Below are 18,061 nucleotides of genomic sequence, written 5' to 3'. Positions count from 1 at the left end.
AAGCAAAAAACTAAAATTTACTAAAACATTCCTGTTCCGTTTGACATAATAATAACATCTGGTCCAATCCTGCGATTCGCATAACTTCGCCTACGGATTCCTGAACACAACAGAGGCAGAGCTTCCCTTGTAAGTTTTGCACTACTTTAAACATAGATAAAAATAGCCGAATGCCCGCACTACTTATATAAGAGACCTCTTTCAAATTAAAAACTAATTTAGAATGTTCTTGATGCATAAATTGCTCTAAAAATCTCTCAGCATTTGGGACAGAAACAGCATCTAGAGAACCTCGTAAGTAAATGACAAGGATATCTCCGTATTTCTTTGTTGAAAAATCCATAAAAAACATCCTCAATAGTAATCGTAAATATTAGGCATATTATTTACGATTAAAATAAAAAACAATGCGCTCTCATGGTAAGAAGCTTTCTAAAAATGCTTGTCTCTCCTGGTCCCCGGCATTCTTTTTTTTATGTCACTATGTTTATCCTTATTAGTGTATTACTTTGCATTCCGACGTTTTGTTGGTTATTCTTTCCTGAAATTTCTTTGTTATCCAAACCCCACCCCATTCCAATTAAAAACTTGTTCATCGTGTCATCTAATCCCACGAAAATTTCTGGCATCATCATTTCAGAGCTTTTAGGGCTTTCTGCGGATGTTCCAACCTTTCTTCATGAATTTTCCACTAAGCAAGCCGAGGCTACTTTACACAACCTAGGTATTTTTTCTTCCGTTACTGTAAAAAAATTTCCTGACAATAAAGGTCTTATCATTTCCTATACGTTGAATACTCCGATAGCTTATGTTGCCAATCAATCAAATACATTATTTAATCTTGAAGGCAATCGCTTTCCTTGTCAGCCTTTTTTCCAAATGCTTACTCTACCTCGAGTCTTTTTCCCCATAGAAGATCTTCTTGTTCCCTTACTCCCAGCAGCAAAGATATCTCTTGTTGCGTCTCTTCTTCAAGAACTTGCAAGAGATAGCCTTGCAATTATTGATCTATCCACAGCCGATGACTATCCTGGAGAAATTATAGTCACACTTGCCTCGGGCAGTCTTTTACGTTTGCCTCGGCATGCTTTAAAACCTGCCTTAGATTTCTATAAGGATACAAAAAAAAGTTTGCCGATAGATACTCAAGAACAATATATTTATGATTTACGTTTTTCTAATTTCTTATTACTAAAAAAATTATGAAACCTGTACTTATTCTTACACAATTACCTTCGCAAGAGCAAGCCCTAGCCCTAGCAACTACATTAATCACATCTCACCTAGCAGCTTGTGTTCATATTTTCCCTAAAGGACAATCGGTATACTTATGGGAAGGAGAGTTACAGATTTCTGAAGAATATCATGTGCAAATTAAAACCACGCAACGGTCTTTTCCTGGGGTCTCTTCTGCGATTAAGCTCCATTGTGAATATGAGGTCCCTGAAATTCTTCTTTTCTTCCTTGAAGATGGCGATAAAGACTATTTGCATTGGCTATGCAAACAAAGTAATGCTGGAGAATAATCATTGACTTTTTCCTTTAACTAGATACACTGTTGCAAGAAATTTCAAAGAACATATCAATATGTTCTTTTCTTTCTGCATCTCAAGTTAATTTGGATTTTATGGAAGAGTTTGTAGCATATATTGTTAAGAATTTAGTTGCCAATCCTGAAGCTGTTGAAATTCGTTCTATCGAAGATAAAGCTAATGAATCTGTCAAATTAGAAATTCGCGTAGCTCCTGAAGATATCGGAAAAATTATAGGAAGAAGGGGCAATACAATACACGCGTTAAGAACCATCCTTCGGCGTGTATGTTCTAGATTAAAAAAGAAAGTGCAGATTGATTTGATTCAGCCTGAAGATGGTCATGCTATACCGTGTGCGGATTCTTGTCTAGATGATCTTGATATGCCTAGGCAATGCTGTCAGGACACGTACAATTCCGAAGCTGAAGAACCTCCTGTTACAGTTCATCATCGGTGTGGATGTCATCATCACTGTAGTTCTAAAGAGTAATTTTTTTATGGTAAGCTAAAAATTATCTGTATAATTTTTAGCTTTTTTCTATTAATTCTTTGTGTTGGTAGAAGAGGGTTTGTAAAGCTTGTTGTTTATTAAATCTATACAATCCCTCTATTATAAAATAATGCATCAGTTGTTCTTGAGTCCATCCCATTTGCACAAAAGCTTCTAAAAATGGACTGCACGCTGTCATTCCTGGAATTGGATTAATTTCGGAAAGCCAAAACTTCCCCTCTTCATCTAAAAAGAAATCTATTCGTGCTGAGCCTTTTCCTTGGATAGCTCGATAAACGCGTTCTGTGAGTTCTTTCACCAGGCTAAGAGACTCTTCAGGAAGTTCTACATTAAAAGAAATTGTAGGACAAACACTACCGTTCCAGCCATATTTTTCTTGATAATCAATAAATCCATGAGCCCCACACCGTTCATGAGGTTCTGCAATGTAATATTGAATGGTAGAGTCTCCAATACAAGAAACTTCAATTTCACGAGATCCTAAGCGACTTTCTTCAACAAATACATCCGTATCATAGAGGAAAGCTTCAGAGAGTTGTTTTTGAAGTTCTTGCTCATTATGAACTAAAAAAATCCCAAGGCTAGATCCAAGATGGGCAGTTTTTACAACCATAGGGAAAGTAAAAGTTTCTATAACATTTTTTATAAAGGCTTCGGGACTCTGTTTCCACGTAGATAGATTGAGAGGTTGGCAGGGGACGACAGGAACACCAACAGCGGAGGCTATACGCTTTGTTAATAATTTATCCATAGAAATCGCTGCTGGGGGCAAAGAAGGGCCACTATAAGGCTTACCTAAAATTTCGAAAAATCCTTGGATCTTACCGTCTTCTCCAAAAGGCCCATGTAGAATAGGTACAATAAAATCCACTTGTGCGAGAGCTTGAGAAATTTCCGGGGACAAAACCGAATACCCTTGTCTTTCTTTAGCAAGCTTTAATAAATCTTTTCCTGTTCTCCATTGTCCTTGGGGATCTATAATAAAATAGCAGACATCATAGTACTCAGAAGAAATATATTTAGAAGCATGTTGCGCAGAGAGTATAGAAATATCGTATTCGCAAGATTGTCCTCCACAAATTACTGCAACACAAAGTTTTTTAGGTATGAAGTACATTAAGGTATCCCCTAAGGTATCGATATTTCCAGCTCCTAAAGAAATACAGACATCATGAACACGAATGTAATCCTGTAGATATTGCACCAAATCACTATAAGGCACATAACAACAACGTACATAGGAGCATTTAGCAATCTGATCAGCAAAAGCAGGTAAGAATAAGGTACTGTTAGAAGTCTCACCAGCACTATAAACATCGGTAAGAATTACCTCGTCAGCATCTTGAAAAGCTTTAGGGAACATGTGTAAACAATCTTGCAAACGAGAAAATCTGTGAGGCTGACAAATAGCAACTATTCTACGCAATCCTACGGCATCTCGCACTGCGCATAAGGTACTTGAGATTTCTGAAGGATGATGAGCATAATCTTCAAGAAAAAGGAAACGCTCGGAAATATTTTTTCTTTCTAAACGACGCTTTACACCTACAAAATTAGCTAAAGCTCTACGAACAATACGTATGTCTATATCAAAAGCTAGGGCAATTCCACATGCTGCTGCTGCATTGGCAACATTATGCTTCCCTGCTAGATTAAGTTCGACATCTTCGTACGTCTGTCCTGAAAAAGTAAAAGAAAAACACGACTGCCATGTCTTTTGACTATAAGAAACTATTCGTAACTGACATTCCTGAGAAAACCCATAAGAGACTCCTACAATTTTATCTTTTAACCATGGACAATCACCATTATAGAAAACTTTTTGATGGTCAGTCACTTTGTGAGCGAAATCCTGAACCATGTTTACAAGGTTGTTTATATCTCCGCCGTAATTGCTGAGATGCTCATTATCTATATTAGTAATAACCGCAGCATGAGGAACGTAATATTTTAAAGATCCATCACTTTCATCAGCTTCTGCTATAAAGATCTTCGAAGATCCAGAATAGCCGTTTTGTGAAGCTTCTCTTATTCCCCCTATAGCATACGATGGATCTTGTTTTGCTTCTTCAAAAATTGCCGTGATTAAGGATGTGGTTAATGTTTTTCCATGACTCCCAGATATACAAATTTGCGTATGTCCTTCCATAAGCTGAGCCAGAAACTGTGCTCTGTGCATAATTTGAAGTTCTTTCCTTACAGCTGTGCGATATTCAATATTATCCATAGAGATGCTAGAACTATAGATCACCACACCATAATCAGGTACATGACTTTCATGGTGGCCTACGAAGCATAGGGCCCCTTTACTTTTAAGAGTATCTAGAACATTTCCAGAATGAAGATCGCTTCCTGACACATGACATCCACGATCAAGAAGAATATGTGCTAAAGCACTCATTCCTATGCCACCTATACCAATAAAGTGATAACGGAGGGTCATATTCATATTTTTTTTATAAGCACTCGCTGATAAATTCGTAAAAAGATTTACTTGATCTTTGGGCATAATAATTATTCAATGATTTTCGTTGTTTTTCTTTAGTTCGAGAGTTTAGATTAAAAATGATATTTTCTACTAACAGCTTCTCTGTGAGTTTTTTTTCTAAAATCATAGTTCCCCCTCCTATGGTATCTACAAAAAACTTAGCATTAATTTCTTGATGACCATAAGCTCCAGGATAAGGAATTAAAATTGCAGGAACTTTTGCCCATAGAATTTCATCGAGGATAGTTGCTCCAGCTCTGCTTATCACAAGATCTACTGTTAACAGTACATCAAGCATTTGATTTTCGAAGTTTTTCACACAACACACCACACCTCCATGATTATACATATCCTGCACTGCATTTACATTACTTTTAGGGCCAACAATGTGATGAACATACATATGCGGATATTGGGGAATAAGCTGTACTAAAGCTTTGGGAACAATGGTATTTAACGTATGGGCTCCTTGAGATCCTCCTACGACGCATATTTTGGGACAATGCTTTTGACAATGCCCCCTCATAGGATTGGTTAAAGAAAATCCGCGTTTAGGCAGGAAGACTTCTTGAGAAGGACAATAAAAGTATTCTGTAACAGGAGCAAAATTGACTCCTACTCCCCGAGCAAAAGGAGCAAATAACTTGTTAACTTTCCCAGGGATTAAATTTTGCTCGTGTAAAAACAGAGGAATTCTTTGTTTCAAAGCTGCCAGCAATACAGGTAGCGAGTGGTAACTCCCAAAGCCTATAACAAAATCTGGTTCGAATAATTTTAGTTCTCTATGTGCTTTTCGATACCCAGAATAAATAGAAAGAGTTCTGCGCATTAACTTTAGAGGATTGATCACCAAAGGAGAATCCGAGGGGATTTCTTTATAATTTATTTCCTGCTGATACAATGAAGGATGTTGTTCTAGACCTTTTCCAAGAAGGAGAGTTTCGATACCTTGATTAGAAAAGGTTTCTCTAGTTGCCAAAGCAGGGACGATATGTCCTCCTGACCCTCCTACTGCTAAGACTATTTTGCGCATTTTCTTTATTGTACTTTTAATAACAACGTGACTCCGCACATATTCGCAATAAGCGAGGATCCTCCCTGGCTAAAAAAGGGAAGGTTGACTCCTTTACTTGGCAAGAGTCCAGAAACCACTCCTAAATTCATGAATGCTTGCATACTAATAATTAAAGTAATGACTATTGCCAAGGACGCGCCTTCTATAGAAGAGGCTTTCATTGCAATTGCGTAACCTCCGTAGACAAAACACATATACAAAAATATGAGGAGAAGTACGCCGAGAAATCCAAATTCTTCGGCATAAATGGCTGCAATATAATCATTTTGTGCTTCGGGCAAATAAGTAAGTTTTTGCAGGCTTGCCCCGGGTCCTTTTCCGAATAATTTTCCTGATCCCGCAGCAATCTTTGCTTGATATGCCTGATGCCCACGCCCCTTGATGTCTAACTCAGGGTGGAGATAGACATTGAGACGATGCCGTACGTAAGGCATTCTATAGGCTAGAGATCCTCCCAAAATCGCGATACAAATCAGAGGTAAAAACCAGTAGCGTAGACGTACTGAAGTCATGATAAATACGGGAACTAAGGAAGAGGCAATGACAGCTGCTGAGCCGTTGTCAGGCTCTAAAGCAATGAGAATAATCGGGACGAATAGTATGGCGGTGAATTTGAGAAATAATTGAAGCTGCTGTCGATATTGAGGATAGAGAGTAAGATATTCTATAGCGACAAGGGGAACAAGATATTTCACAAACTCCGAAGGTTGCAGTGTAAGTTGTCCAAACCCCAACCATCTTCTAGCGCCGTTACGACAGATTCCCAATCCTGGGATTAGGACATAAACCAAAGCAACACTTGCACCTAGAAGCAATATGGGACTTATTTTTAAAAAATCTTTCCATCCCATTACATAGATTAGTGAAGAAATTCCCAAACCAAGGATAAGATAAGTAACCTGACGAACGAAGGCTTTATGTGTACTACATGTTAAGGATCGATCTAAAACCTCTGCAGAAGAGGTGTCGAAAACCATGATCAAGCCCAAAGAAAAAATTCCCAATAAGCAAGAAACAACAAACCATTTCATACCAAAGACCTAAGAAGTGTATACTAACGCATGCGTAATTTATCTCCAGGTTTAAGACGTCGTGCTTTCTGCTCATCAAGGTCATTCAACTGTAGTAATTCTTCTAAACGGATATGATTACGTAATGCTATCGTCCAAGGGCTATCTCCTTCTTGAACGATATAGTAATCATCAGAGCTTAGAATCTTTGTTTGGGGATTCTTAGCAATTTCTGAAGCATCTAGTATCGGAACTTTAATCACCTGGCCAATCTTTAGTTGAGTAGATGTTAAGTCATTGATTTGCATCAATATTGCTACTGTAGTATGGTTTGCACGCGCAATGCGTTCTAGAAAATCCCCTTTTTTTACAATAACTGTAGCGTAAGTTTCTTTAGAAGTTTCTTTGATTTGCTGTGGAGACGCCGCTTCTGAAATTTCACACTTCGAGGGGATAGCCGTGGGCGTAAGAATTGTTGGTTTATTTTCTATAAACTGAGCAGCGAGTTCTTCCTTTACAATAGTGGTAGATGGAGAGACTACAGGGTTAAGTTTGTCTGTATTTTTTTCTTCCGGGGAGATGATTTTAGTCACTTTACTTGCAGTAAACTCTCGATAGTCTTGAGCATAATCCTTGACTCTAGCACGCTTCGATGTCACAAATAAGGCTGCGAGCAGTATAGTATTCACCAAAACTGCTGTTATCACCATATTTCTGCGATTCATAATAGTTTGCCTCCATTTCCTCTGATCAACTGTTTAAAGAGAGCTCCTCGTTCTTCAAAACTTTGAAATTGATCAAAGCTTGCACATCCGGGGGATAACAAAATATTATCTCCTGGTTGGGCTATAATTTGAGCAACATGCACAGCTTCCTGTAAATTTTTAGTCCGAGTTAAGGGAACTGTGTTGCATAATGCTGTAGCAATTTCTTCCTGAGACTCTCCCATAACTATGATATGCTTTGCTGTGTGTGTGAGCACAGAAATTAAAGAACTGAAATCCCCACCTTTATTCTTGCCACCTAAAATCACGATAATCTTTTGCCCTAAAGCTACGAGTGCTTTTCCCACCGAACTTACGGTTGTAGCTTTGCTATCATTGATATAGTGTACACCATCCTTCTCTCCAAGATATTCGATTCTATGCGGTGGTTTTTCAAATGTCAGAATTGCTTTTAAAAAGTTGTCTAAAGAGACATGGCACACTTCATTAGCCAAAGCATAGGCTGCACAATAATTATTTCTATCATGCAAATATAGTGGTTTTAATGCACTCCCTTTATCAAAAATTGCTTGGATCTCTTCCATATACATTTGATAAGGTTTTCCTATGGAGAGTCCTTCTCCAATCCATAAAGATCCTTTATCATTTAAACATTTTTGTATACGGCTTTTGGCTTCAAAATACATATCTAGTGTTTTATGATAATCTAAGTGATTTTGGGAAAAATTCAACAATGTCGCTCCAGACAATACGGGAAGCAATTGATTTTGTGTAGCAAGTTGAAAAGAGCTGATTTCTACAACACGTATCCCTGGCTGTAGCATTTGGTTGAGTACAGACAGGCCTATATTGCCCATGACAATTGCGGGGATTCCTAATACATGAAATAGATGAGTAAGAAATAGCGCTGTTGTTGTTTTGCCATTAGATCCCGTGATTCCTAATGAGGGGTAGCGTTGAAATTCTGCAGTTCTAAAGGCTATCTGTATATCTGTATCTGTAGGAATCTGACGCTGCAAAGCTTCTATCACCCAAGGATGCGAAGGCTGTACGCCAGGCGAACGGACAACTAAGTCAATATCTTCTGGAAAATCTTGTTCTTCTTCGAGGAACCTTTCATGAAAAAACTCTTTTGCTTTCAAGGCATCTAAGGAACGGTCTACACCCAGAATATAATGTCCTTGTTCATGTAAGAACTTAGCTGCAGATTGTCCTGTAATTCCCATTCCTAGAACAAGAACACGTTGACTCACAGGACTCTCCCCAAAGCAGCAGCTATGCCTATACCTGTACACATCAAGCTTACAATCCAGAAACGCATGACAATTTTGAATTCAGACATGCCTTGATATTCATAATGATGATGTAATGGAGAACATAGAAAAATTCGTTTTTTCCAACACTTATGGCTTACTACCTGAAGAATTACAGATCCTGCTTCTGCGACAAATATGCTTCCTATAATAATTAAAATCAGTTCAGCACGTAGCATAACAGCACAACTTCCCAGCATGCCACCTAAGAGTAAAGAACCTGTATCCCCCATAAACACCTGTGCTGGAGGACCGTTGTACCATAAAAATCCCATACATACACCTGCTAAGGCTGCGAACATATAAGCAATTTCGCGAGCTATGGGAATGGCGGGGCTATTCAAAGCAACAATGACAAAACCAAGGGTAGTTATAAATAAGGTTCCTGCAGCCAACCCATCGAGACCATCAGTGAGATTTACAGCATTACTTGTTCCAACAATAGCAAGAAACGCCAATCCCAAACAACATAGTTTCCCTAGGGAGGAATGCACAGAAACCATTCCTTCTACGAAAGGGACCTTAAGCATAAATAAAGGTTTTGTACTTCCATAGACATAAGGCAACACCAAAAGGGTTACAGTAGCAAGACATAATTGTATAATAAATTTGTGTTTTGCTTTCAATCCGTGACCTTTTTGTCTTTTCTTTTTGATTCTATCATCACACCAACCAAGACTTGCATAGCCGGTTATTAACAGAATAAACAACCAGGTAAGAGGTCGTGTCCATGGGAACCAAACAAGTATGGAGATAATGAGAACTGTGAATAGTAAAATGCCCCCTCCCGTAGGTACCTGAGCTTTATTTTTATGGAGTAATTCAAGTTTTTCACAATATTCTTTGTATATTTGATCACGGTAATCTTTTTTTTTTAACCACCGAATCACAGGGACTCCAAGAACTAAAGTAAGTAACAATCCCGTCATTGCTACCATACTTAAAAAGAACACTGGGGAAACCTCGGGGAAAAGATCTATTATGCAGGTCATATAATTTCTGGCCTTAGGAACTAAAAACAACTCAATAAAGACTCAAGGGCCAAGGCACGGGCACCTTTGAGTAAAATGACATCGCCTTGCTGTATAACACTTTTTAAGACATCTTTAACATCTTGAGCTGATGGATAGAAGTCTACGTCACAAGTATAATCCTGTACAATAGGTTGGATTGGTGCCCAGTACTCACCAATAAAAAATATTTTTTGAGCTTTTGCTAGAGCTTTTTTAGCAACAATACAATGACCTTCTTTTGAATACATTCCTAATTCAGACATGTGGCCAAGAACGAGAATAATTTTGCCCCCTTCATAAGGAGTAGGAAGAGCATCAAGAGCTGCTAACATAGCTTCTGGACAAGCATTATACACATCATTGATAACTTGCACTCCATTTTTCATGTTTTGTTCAAAGCGCATGGGGGGGAGCTGTAAATTAGGTAAAGAGTGTATTAGGCTATCCAACGAAACATCAAAAAGCCAAGCAAAGGCAACAGCAATTAGGAGGTTAATATATGCGGGTTTATAAGGGAAAGAAATAGGAAGATCGTAATCTCCTTCTGGAGTCTGAATAACAATCGTGTTTGCTCGGATAGTTTTATAATAGAAATCTGCTGACGTATCATGGAATGAAAAAGAGAATTTTTCTGCTGATACAGAACGTTTAAGCAAATCAGGATACCATGGGGAATCTTTGGGTAGAAATTGTATTTGACTTTTTTCTAAGATCTGGCTTTTTTCTTGTAGAATCCCTTCAATGCCTGTTGGGAAATGGAGAGCGTGCTGACTATTTACCTGAGTAATTACGCTAATATCTGGTTGTACTATTGATAAAAGGTTCTCCATATTGCCAGGTTCCGACACTCCCATTTCCAAAATGATAAGATCCTCATCGCCATCAGCCATGAGTAAACTCAGAGGAACGGTTAACTGAGAATTATAACTCTTAGGACTCGCATGGACTTTAAATGAAGAAGCCAAGAGAGTTTTAGAGAATTCTTTCGTTGTAGTTTTTCCTAAAGAACCAGTGATTCCAATAATACTCCCTTGAAATAGGTTATATTGATTACGGCCAGCTTCTTGGAGAGCTTTCTTTGGATCTTCAACAACAACTAATTCGAGACCAAAGTCCTTCCCTTGATATTCTTTAGACACTACAGCGGCTATTGCCCCGGCTTTTGCTGCTTCTGCCAAGAACTGGTGTCCGTCTGTTATTGCACCTGGAAGTGCGAAAAATAAATCTCCGGGATGCACTTGCCGGCTATCTATAGCAATGCCTGATATTTTTTTCCCAGACTTTGGACACATGGCCTCAGACAACATCAGAGATATCCATTCTTTAAGGAATATCGGCTGCATACTTTGCCTTTGTTTTTATAGTCTTTTAACTAGTATCAATCCAATGCGAGTGTCTGTTTAGCCCCCTGGGAATACCTGGCTAAAGCAGAACCTGCACTCGCGGGTACTATAAATAAATAGAATACAAGAATGCAAGAGGTCTAAATCAAGGTGAATGAATTCTCGCTTACTATAAAATCACGTTTCCCTTAGACTAAGGATTTTCGCTTCAGGTTCTGGTGGCATAGCCAAGCGGTAAGGCCGAGGCCTGCAAAGCCCCTATCCCCGGTTCGATTCCGGGTGCCACCTTTCCTATTGTAAGGTATTGTGAACTAAAAAACGACTTGGTAGTGTGAAGCTTTGAGTTCTTGTATGAGGTTCACATGTCTGAATGGGAAAAATTGTCTAGTTATCATGCGGATAAAAAGCTTTTCCTGGGTATAGATAAAGCCCTTCAACTAGTTAAAAAGTTTTATGGACCTAAAACCCTACACTCCCAGGCTGCTTTTTTTGAGGAACGTGGTTATACCGTCCTCTCAAAAATAACATTTTCTGATCCTCATGAAAATATTGGTGTAGGTTTTGCCAAAATCATGGCAGATAAAATTTATGCGAAGCATTTCGATGGAGCAACCGTAGGATTAATTCTTTTGCATGCAATTTTACAAGAAAGTTATCTTGCTTTAGAACGTGGGATTTCCATCCATAAACTTTCTGTGTCGCTAAAACATATGGAGAAAAAGCTCCTTGATTCCTTACAACAACATTCTTGGCCTATCAAAGATGCTAAAAAATTACGGGCCATTATTTTTTCAGCTCTACATATCCCTATCATTGCTGATGAATTTGCCGCGGCTTTTTCAGTAACAGGTCCTGAAGGCTTAATCTCTCTAACATGTAGCTATCAAACTGACATGCAAATCACTCAAGGTCTGAGAATCAACGCTGGTTACGCTTCGGCATACTTTACTTCCCATTCTACAAACCGCGTCATCACGATTTCTTGCCCTAAGATTTTTATTACTGATAAAAAAATCTCTACTATTCATCCGCTCCTTCCTTTGCTGCAGGAGGCTGCTATAGAGGACAAACATTTGCTTATTTTCTGTGAAGATATCCATGAAGATGTGCTTGCCACACTAATTGCAAATAAATTACAGGGATTATTACAAGTGACTGTGATTTCTATTCCTAATCTCTCTACCACAGAACAAGCTGTAGCAGAAGATATTGCCTTATTTACCGGAACACATATTTTTTCGCAGGATTTCGATCCTCACTCTTTACCTCCACATTATACGATCTTAGGTTCTTGTGCATCGATTGAGATTTCGGAAACACAAACAACATTAATTCGTGGTCATCATGTACCTGAAGTACTCGCTTTAAAAATCCGTCAATTAGAAGAAGAAATCCGTTCTACCTTATGTCCTAGAGAAAAACTCTCTCTCACGCAAAGAAAAAATCGTCTTCAAAGTCCTGTTACTATCCTTTCTACCAAAGAAAGCAACAAAGCCTTGTATAACTTAGCCTTTACGATCATGAGTTCCGCAATGACTCAGGGTTATATCCCTGGTGGAGGCGCTGCGTTATTCTATGCTTCCTTAGATTTAGGCAAGGAAGAAAATCTTTTTGGAGAGGAAGAATATGAAGCTATGCGAATTTTACAAAAAGCATGTTGCGCTCCTTTGGAACAATTAGCCAACAATGCCGATCTAGATAGCAATACTGTTATAGCTAAACTCTCTTCTTTGGCCACAACAAGTTTAGGGGTGAGCGTGCTTTCCCGAGAAATCGAAGATCTAATTGCTCGGGGTATCTTAGATTCTCTATCAACGATATCCTCAGCTGTATCCTATGCTCTCGATACAGCTTTGCTCGTCCTTTCTTCAAAAATGGTTATTTGTGAAATGTAATCCCGATCCATGAAGGAAAGAAAGGAATATCATAATCGTTAAACCAAAAACCAACTCCCATAATTCTTCTTCGAGGTACTTGCAAGCTACAGTTTTCTTTCCTCAAATTTATAAATAAGAAATTGCAAGGAGAAAATGTATCCAATAACATAGTTGATCCTTTATAAAGGACCTACTTTATATTGTACCCAAAGTTTCTTGATGCATTGAGTAGGGGGATGAAGAAATATTTACTTAAATTCAATTTATACTAAAATATTAGAATAGAAATCTTATATGATGCTTCCGAAACCTTCTGATGCTTACCGTCTGATTCATATTTCAGATATACATTTCTGTGTTTTTCCTCGAAATCTTCTACTATGCTTTAACAAAAGACTCAAAGGATTAATACGTCAAGCTTTAAGGGGTACAAATTTCCAAGCCACAACAATTTCTGAGCGTTTCCCTGAGGTTGTAAAAAATCTTGATGCGAATAGCGTATGTATTACTGGGGATTTTTCTCTCACTGCTATGGATGCAGAATTTTTGTTAGCACGTCATTTTGTAGATCGTTTGACTAAAATAACTGCTGTTCATGTATTGCCAGGAAATCATGATGTCTATACGGCACAAGCTTTTGTAGATCAACCTTTCTATCAATATTTTCCGAATCATGAGTTGCAAGAAAACAAAATTTTTTTTCAAAAATTGACACCCCATTGGTGGCTCATCTTACTCGATTGTTCCTGTCGCAACGGCTGGTTTTCAGCAAATGGTAAGGTTCAACTTTCCCAAATAACAGCTCTTGAAACTTTTTTTTTGAATTTAATGCCAGAAGAAAATGTTATTATTGCTAACCACTATCCCCTACTATCCTCAAGCAAATCTCAGCATAATCTCATTAACCATGACTTACTACAACAGATGTTACAAAAATATCCTCAAGTGCAACTTTACCTACATGGACATGAACATCGGGCAGCTGTTTACAGCTGTAAAGACAATTCCCCTGCTTATATTCTTAACAGCGGATCTATCTCTCTGCCTAGCAATGCACGTTTTCACATAATTGACCTTTATCCTGATAACTTTCGGATCTATACTATGGTGCTAACAAATCTTCTACAGCAAGATATTCCTTTGGAAATCGCTTTAGATTTAGACTTTAAAACTTGGTAACGTGCCACGCAAAAAAGAGAGAGAATTATACACCCTCTTCTACAATTTTTTCTGCTATTGCTTGAAATAGGTAGGGAGTCTCGGGCAACTCTTGTGGATGGACATCCCGAATAGGTTCAGACATAGCTACAAGCTTTTCAACCCAAGTTTGACGTTTTTTTCGCTCCTCAACTACTAAAGCTTTATCACGTAGTTTTTTAAGTAAAGCGACTTCAGCAGACTGTTCTTTTATTTTCTTTGCTTTCATATTGTGGACTTTAGAAAGAAAGACTTTTTTCTACAATAAAACTTTACGCAGAGTTATGTTTATTTCGAAACTCGGGATTCGTAACTTCCTGTTCGCGTGTCTACTTTTACAACTTCTCCCTCATGAATAAAGATAGGAACCATGATTTTTGCTCCAGTATTAGTGACTGCAGGCTTCAATACACGTCCCGACGCTGTATCTCCACGGACTCCTGGTGACGTTTCAGTTATAATCAACTCTATAAAAATTGGGGGTTCTACAGCGACTACTTCATTATTATATAAAATTAAAGTATAAATTGTATCTTCTAACAACCAATTTTTTATATTTTCTAATTTTTGCCAGAAAACGATCTCCTGTTCAAAAGTTTCATCATCCATGAAGGTAGCGCTCTCTTGATCAGAATAAAGGAGGCGTAGATTACGTTCTTGAATGTCGGCACTTTGTACAGATTCCCCAGATTTGAAAGTCTTCTCGATAACTCTTCCTGTGAAGAAATTTTTTATTTTAATTCTATTAAAAGCTTGACCTTTGCCCGGTTTCACAAAATCATTTTGCAAAATAATGTAGGGCTGATTATCGATTTCTATCTTTAATCCTACTCGGAATTCACTAGTATTTATGCGGACCATGAAAAGACTTATTCCTTAAAATGCTTTCACTTATGTTATCGAGGTTGCTCCCTCTTTGTCCAGTAGAATATCTCTAGATAAAAGGTAATTTTGTTTTTCCATGTTTTTATGTAGTATGAAAAATAGTAAATTAAAATTCATAAAATGTTAGGAATATCATAAGAAATAATACCAAGGGAAATGTTGTGCCAGATACTAATACTATTAGTGAATCGAAAATTGCTCAAGATATGCTTGAGCGTTATTCTGGCTCAGAAGTGCACCAATTTTGTCCTTATCTTCTGCTAACCAATTTTTCTTATTACATACATACTTTTGCTGAAATATACCAAGTGCCTATTTTTCAAGGTTCGATGTTTACAGCAGCTCATGCACCGCAAATAAACACGTCTATTCTAGATTTCAAACTCGGTTCTCCGGGAGCAGCATTAACAATTGATTTATGTTCCTTTCTACCCAATGTGAAAGCTACTTTAATGTTAGGCATGTGTGGAGGATTGCGTTCTCATTATCAAGTGGGGGATTATTTTGTTCCTATAGCTAGCATACGTGGGGATGGAACTTCGGATGCATATTTTTCTCCTGAGGTTCCCGCATTGGCGAATTTCATTGTACAGAAAACTATAACAGAAGTCTTAGAGCAAAAAAAGGTCACTTACCATATTGGCATTACCCATACAACAAATATCCGTTTTTGGGAGTTTAACAAGGAATTTAGAAAAAAACTTTATGAAACTAAAGCACAATCTGCAGAAATGGAATGTGCTACACTATTCGCTGCAGGATACCGAAGAAATCTTCCCATCGGTGCTCTGCTTTTGATTTCTGATCTTCCTCTAAGAAAGGAGGGCATCAAAACAAAAACAAGTGGTGATCTAATCTTTTCTACTTATACTACAGATCACATTTTAACAGGTCTTCAAGTAACAGCAAAACTACAAGAAGTCATTGACCATCAACCTACTTCGAATAAAAAAGGCATGCCTCATATGGAACTTGGAGAAACTGACGATACCATAGCCCAAGATTCCGGAGCATCTGATAAGGACTACTGAGAAAGGATACGTTGTACTATTTGTTCAACAGTAAATCCACATTCTTCAGCGACATCTTCAGCAGCAGCGGAATAACCAAATCTATCCATAGCAATAGCTAAGCCTTGAGATCCAATGTATTTATACCATCCCAAAGCAGATCCTGCTTCTATCGATACACGAATTCCTAGATTGCCACCGATCACACTCTGTTTATAATCTACATCTTGTATATCAAAAAGTTCCCAACAGGGACAAGAAATGACGCGGATATGTTTATCTAGGTGTTCTAATTCTTTTGCTACAGCAAGTGCTAAAGAAACTTCAGAACCTGTGGCGAAAAGAGTATAATCCGGTTGAGTTCCTGATTCTTTTAAAATCGTATAGGCTCCCCGTCCTACTCCCTCTTTAAAAGGTTTATCTGTATGTAAAAGAGTCGGTAAAGTTTGACGTGAGAAAACGAGGGCTGTAGGACCTGAATATGTTAAGGCGGCTTGCCATGCTCCTTTCACTTCGTGGGCATCTGCAGGGCGGATGACATGAAGTCCAGGAATGGCACGTAAAGACATGAGCTGTTCAACAGGTTGGTGTGTAGGCCCATCTTCTCCAACGAATATTGAATCGTGAGTGAAATGATAAATTACTGGCAACTTAGAAAGAGCAGCTATACGAATGGCATTACGCATGTAATCAGAAAATACGAAGAAAGTTCCTCCGAAAGGTTGAAACATTTGGCTATAAGCGAATCCATTCATGACTGTAGCCATGCCAAATTCACGAACACCATATTTGATATTTCTTCCAGAAAAATCGTGCCTATGAATTACTTGTTCGTTTTCTATCCATGTACAATCAGAGCTAGCAAGATCGGCAGATCCCCCAATTAAATAGGGTAAATGTTTGGTCAAAACTTGAATCACCTTGTGTGAGGCGGCGCGCCCAGAGATGGACTCTGGCATGGGGATGTTTTGTAAAAGTGTTTCAAGGTTACTAGGAAGTTGATGAGTGGTTAAAGCAAGTAAAGCTTCATGGAGTTCAGGAAACTGTTTAGACCAGACACGTACATTATCTTGCCATTCTTCTTGTGCTTTACGATCTTCTTGTATCTTATGAGCAAAAAAAGCTTTCACTGCAGGAGGGACAAAAAACTTCTCTTCGGATAGGTGCCAGTATTGTTTTGTTTGTTCTACTCCTTCGACTCCTAAAGGAGATCCATGAGCTTTGTTAGTACCTTCCCTTGGAGAGCCGTGACCAATTATAGTATGAGCAATAATCAATCCAGGGCGTTTCTGAGAATGTTTTATTTTTGAAAAGGTTTCATGTATTTGGATAAAGTCGTATCCATCGATTGAATAGACATCCCAACCGTAGGCTTCAAATCGTTTTTTAACATCGTCAACACTAGTTTCACTTAGATATCCGTCTAACAGTACATTGTTATAATCGTAAATGACTATAAGATTATCCAATCCTAAGGAACCTGCGAAACTGCAAGCTTCATGGCTAACTCCTTCCATCATGCAGCCATCGCCTGCTAGGCAATAGACTTTACCATTAAAAATTTCATGTTCAGGTCGATTAAATCTTGCTTCCAGCATTTTCATTGACAATGCTATGCCTACGGCATTGCCAAGCCCTTGCCCTAAAGGGCCTGTGGTCGCTTCAACACCTACAGTTTCATGATATTCTGGGTGACCTGGGGTTCGAGAATTACGCTGACGGAACTGCTGAAGGTCTTCTAAAGAAACATCAAAGCCTGCAAGGTGCAAACAAGAATATAACATAGCAGAGCCATGTCCTGCGGAAAGAACAAAGCGGTCTCTATTGATCCATAAAGGATCTTTTGGATTGTGTCTAAGAACTAAGCCATACAAATAAGCTGCTAATTCAGCACATCCCAAAGGAAGACCCGGATGGCCTGAGCCAGCTTTTTGTATTGATTCAATGCTAAGTTGTTTAATTGCTCCGGCTATTTTCTTTAAAATACCAATATCTAACTCTTTACTGATCATGTTTTGGCCTTAAAAATCCCGAGTACAGAAATGCTGACTATAGGGTATCCCTAGCCAAAAAGCAAGTAA

At 38.3% G+C, this 18,061-nt stretch carries 16 protein-coding genes, 1 tRNA gene and 1 pseudogene; 7 read left to right on the top strand and 11 right to left on the bottom strand.

Features of this window, described 5'->3' with window-relative positions; all coding sequences use genetic code 11:
- Positions 1-10 precede the first annotated feature (10 nt).
- The gene (locus Cs308_RS02590) at positions 11-343 is read right to left on the bottom strand and encodes an STAS domain-containing protein (protein WP_066482225.1); all 333 of its coding nucleotides are present in this window, start codon (positions 341-343) and stop codon (positions 11-13) included.
- Positions 344-417: 74 nt separating this feature from the next.
- Here Cs308_RS02590 and Cs308_RS02585 point away from each other — a divergent pair, with 74 nt between their 5' ends.
- The 3 genes from Cs308_RS02585 (at position 418) to Cs308_RS05110 (ending at position 2,023) form a co-directional block, all read left to right on the top strand.
- On the top strand, positions 418-1,206 hold the full coding sequence (locus Cs308_RS02585) for a cell division protein FtsQ (RefSeq protein ID WP_066482223.1): 789 nt from the start codon (positions 418-420) through the stop codon (positions 1,204-1,206).
- Complete coding sequence (cutA, locus tag Cs308_RS02580; RefSeq protein WP_066482220.1) at positions 1,203-1,526, top strand: divalent-cation tolerance protein CutA; 324 nt, start codon at positions 1,203-1,205, stop codon at positions 1,524-1,526. Before Cs308_RS02585 ends, cutA begins: the two co-directional genes overlap by 4 nt.
- Before the next feature lie 101 nt (positions 1,527-1,627).
- A complete protein-coding gene (locus Cs308_RS05110) occupies positions 1,628-2,023 on the top strand; it encodes a KH domain-containing protein (protein WP_066483398.1) in 396 nt (131 codons plus the stop codon).
- Positions 2,024-2,060: 37 nt separating this feature from the next.
- Here the strand turns inward: Cs308_RS05110 and Cs308_RS02570 are convergent, their stop codons facing one another.
- The 7 genes and pseudogenes from Cs308_RS02570 to murF form a co-directional block, all read right to left on the bottom strand.
- Positions 2,061-4,493, bottom strand: coding sequence for a bifunctional UDP-N-acetylmuramate--L-alanine ligase/D-alanine--D-alanine ligase (locus tag Cs308_RS02570; protein ID WP_066483394.1), 2,433 nt, complete (start codon positions 4,491-4,493; stop codon positions 2,061-2,063).
- Between the two features lie 7 nt (positions 4,494-4,500).
- On the bottom strand, positions 4,501-5,565 hold the full coding sequence (gene murG / locus Cs308_RS02565; RefSeq protein WP_082905006.1) for an undecaprenyldiphospho-muramoylpentapeptide beta-N-acetylglucosaminyltransferase: 1,065 nt from the start codon (positions 5,563-5,565) through the stop codon (positions 4,501-4,503).
- A pseudogene (gene ftsW, locus Cs308_RS02560) lies at positions 5,501-6,638 on the bottom strand (putative lipid II flippase FtsW). The gene murG and the pseudogene ftsW overlap by 65 nt, the downstream one beginning before the upstream one ends.
- Positions 6,639-6,661: 23 nt before the next feature.
- Positions 6,662-7,342 (bottom strand): lytic transglycosylase, encoded by a 681-nt coding sequence (locus tag Cs308_RS02555; protein WP_066482218.1) that lies wholly within the window; start codon positions 7,340-7,342, stop codon positions 6,662-6,664.
- Positions 7,339-8,595: a UDP-N-acetylmuramoyl-L-alanine--D-glutamate ligase gene (murD, locus tag Cs308_RS02550; protein WP_082905005.1), complete on the bottom strand. Its 1,257-nt coding sequence runs from the start codon at positions 8,593-8,595 to the stop codon at positions 7,339-7,341. Before murD ends, Cs308_RS02555 begins: the two co-directional genes overlap by 4 nt.
- A complete protein-coding gene (mraY, locus tag Cs308_RS02545) occupies positions 8,592-9,647 on the bottom strand; it encodes a phospho-N-acetylmuramoyl-pentapeptide-transferase (RefSeq protein ID WP_066483387.1) in 1,056 nt (351 codons plus the stop codon). The genes murD and mraY overlap by 4 nt, the downstream gene beginning before the upstream one ends.
- A 20-nt stretch (positions 9,648-9,667) precedes the next feature.
- On the bottom strand, positions 9,668-11,011 hold the full coding sequence (gene murF / locus Cs308_RS02540; protein WP_066482215.1) for a UDP-N-acetylmuramoyl-tripeptide--D-alanyl-D-alanine ligase: 1,344 nt from the start codon (positions 11,009-11,011) through the stop codon (positions 9,668-9,670).
- 217 nt (positions 11,012-11,228) lie between these two features.
- On the opposite strand from murF, the gene Cs308_RS02535 reads away from it, so the two are divergent.
- From Cs308_RS02535 to Cs308_RS02525, 3 genes are all read left to right on the top strand, one after another.
- Positions 11,229-11,299: transfer RNA gene (locus Cs308_RS02535), tRNA-Cys, on the top strand.
- A gap of 74 nt (positions 11,300-11,373) precedes the next feature.
- Positions 11,374-12,906 (top strand): variant chaperonin GroEL3, encoded by a 1,533-nt coding sequence (groEL3, locus tag Cs308_RS02530; RefSeq protein WP_066482213.1) that lies wholly within the window; start codon positions 11,374-11,376, stop codon positions 12,904-12,906.
- Between the two features lie 279 nt (positions 12,907-13,185).
- Complete coding sequence (locus Cs308_RS02525) at positions 13,186-14,067, top strand: metallophosphoesterase family protein (RefSeq protein ID WP_066483379.1); 882 nt, start codon at positions 13,186-13,188, stop codon at positions 14,065-14,067.
- Between the two features lie 25 nt (positions 14,068-14,092).
- On the opposite strand, the gene Cs308_RS02520 is transcribed toward Cs308_RS02525, so the two are convergent.
- Positions 14,093-14,314, bottom strand: coding sequence for a hypothetical protein (locus Cs308_RS02520; protein WP_066482212.1), 222 nt, complete (start codon positions 14,312-14,314; stop codon positions 14,093-14,095).
- A 59-nt stretch (positions 14,315-14,373) separates the two neighbouring features.
- Positions 14,374-14,946, bottom strand: a complete 573-nt coding sequence (gene efp, locus Cs308_RS02515; RefSeq protein WP_066482205.1) for an elongation factor P — start codon at positions 14,944-14,946, stop codon at positions 14,374-14,376.
- A gap of 230 nt (positions 14,947-15,176) precedes the next feature.
- Between efp and Cs308_RS02510 the strand changes: the two genes are divergently transcribed.
- The gene (locus Cs308_RS02510; protein ID WP_066483377.1) at positions 15,177-16,001 is read left to right on the top strand and encodes an AMP nucleosidase; all 825 of its coding nucleotides are present in this window, start codon (positions 15,177-15,179) and stop codon (positions 15,999-16,001) included.
- Here the strand turns inward: Cs308_RS02510 and tkt are convergent.
- Entirely contained in the window at positions 15,995-17,992 is a 1,998-nt protein-coding gene (tkt, locus tag Cs308_RS02505; RefSeq protein WP_066482204.1) for a transketolase, read from the bottom strand. The genes Cs308_RS02510 and tkt overlap by 7 nt on opposite strands.
- Positions 17,993-18,061: the final 69 nt, after the last annotated feature.

The organism is Candidatus Chlamydia sanziniae (genome assembly GCF_001653975.1).
In the GTDB taxonomy this organism is placed as follows: Bacteria; Chlamydiota; Chlamydiia; order Chlamydiales; family Chlamydiaceae; genus Chlamydia; species Chlamydia sanziniae.
Note: the sequence above shows the minus strand (reverse complement) of the source record. Positions and strands in the feature narration are given on the sequence as shown.

Bases quoted from the DNA above. Each gene is read 5' to 3' on its own strand.
- Cs308_RS02590 (WP_066482225.1), bottom strand. From the start codon at position 343: ATGGATTTTTCAACAAAGAAATACGGAGATATCCTTGTCATTTACTTA.
- Cs308_RS02585 (WP_066482223.1), top strand. From the start codon at position 418: ATGGTAAGAAGCTTTCTAAAAATGCTTGTCTCTCCTGGTCCCCGGCAT.
- cutA (WP_066482220.1), top strand. From the start codon at position 1,203: ATGAAACCTGTACTTATTCTTACACAATTACCTTCGCAAGAGCAAGCC.
- Cs308_RS05110 (WP_066483398.1), top strand. From the start codon at position 1,628: ATGGAAGAGTTTGTAGCATATATTGTTAAGAATTTAGTTGCCAATCCT.
- Cs308_RS02570 (WP_066483394.1), bottom strand. From the start codon at position 4,493: ATGAATATGACCCTCCGTTATCACTTTATTGGTATAGGTGGCATAGGA.
- murG (WP_082905006.1), bottom strand. From the start codon at position 5,565: ATGCGCAAAATAGTCTTAGCAGTAGGAGGGTCAGGAGGACATATCGTC.
- Cs308_RS02555 (WP_066482218.1), bottom strand. From the start codon at position 7,342: ATGAATCGCAGAAATATGGTGATAACAGCAGTTTTGGTGAATACTATA.
- mraY (WP_066483387.1), bottom strand. From the start codon at position 9,647: ATGACCTGCATAATAGATCTTTTCCCCGAGGTTTCCCCAGTGTTCTTT.
- murF (WP_066482215.1), bottom strand. From the start codon at position 11,011: ATGCAGCCGATATTCCTTAAAGAATGGATATCTCTGATGTTGTCTGAG.
- groEL3 (WP_066482213.1), top strand. From the start codon at position 11,374: ATGTCTGAATGGGAAAAATTGTCTAGTTATCATGCGGATAAAAAGCTT.
- Cs308_RS02525 (WP_066483379.1), top strand. From the start codon at position 13,186: ATGCTTCCGAAACCTTCTGATGCTTACCGTCTGATTCATATTTCAGAT.
- Cs308_RS02520 (WP_066482212.1), bottom strand. From the start codon at position 14,314: ATGAAAGCAAAGAAAATAAAAGAACAGTCTGCTGAAGTCGCTTTACTT.
- efp (WP_066482205.1), bottom strand. From the start codon at position 14,946: ATGGTCCGCATAAATACTAGTGAATTCCGAGTAGGATTAAAGATAGAA.
- Cs308_RS02510 (WP_066483377.1), top strand. From the start codon at position 15,177: ATGCTTGAGCGTTATTCTGGCTCAGAAGTGCACCAATTTTGTCCTTAT.
- tkt (WP_066482204.1), bottom strand. From the start codon at position 17,992: ATGATCAGTAAAGAGTTAGATATTGGTATTTTAAAGAAAATAGCCGGA.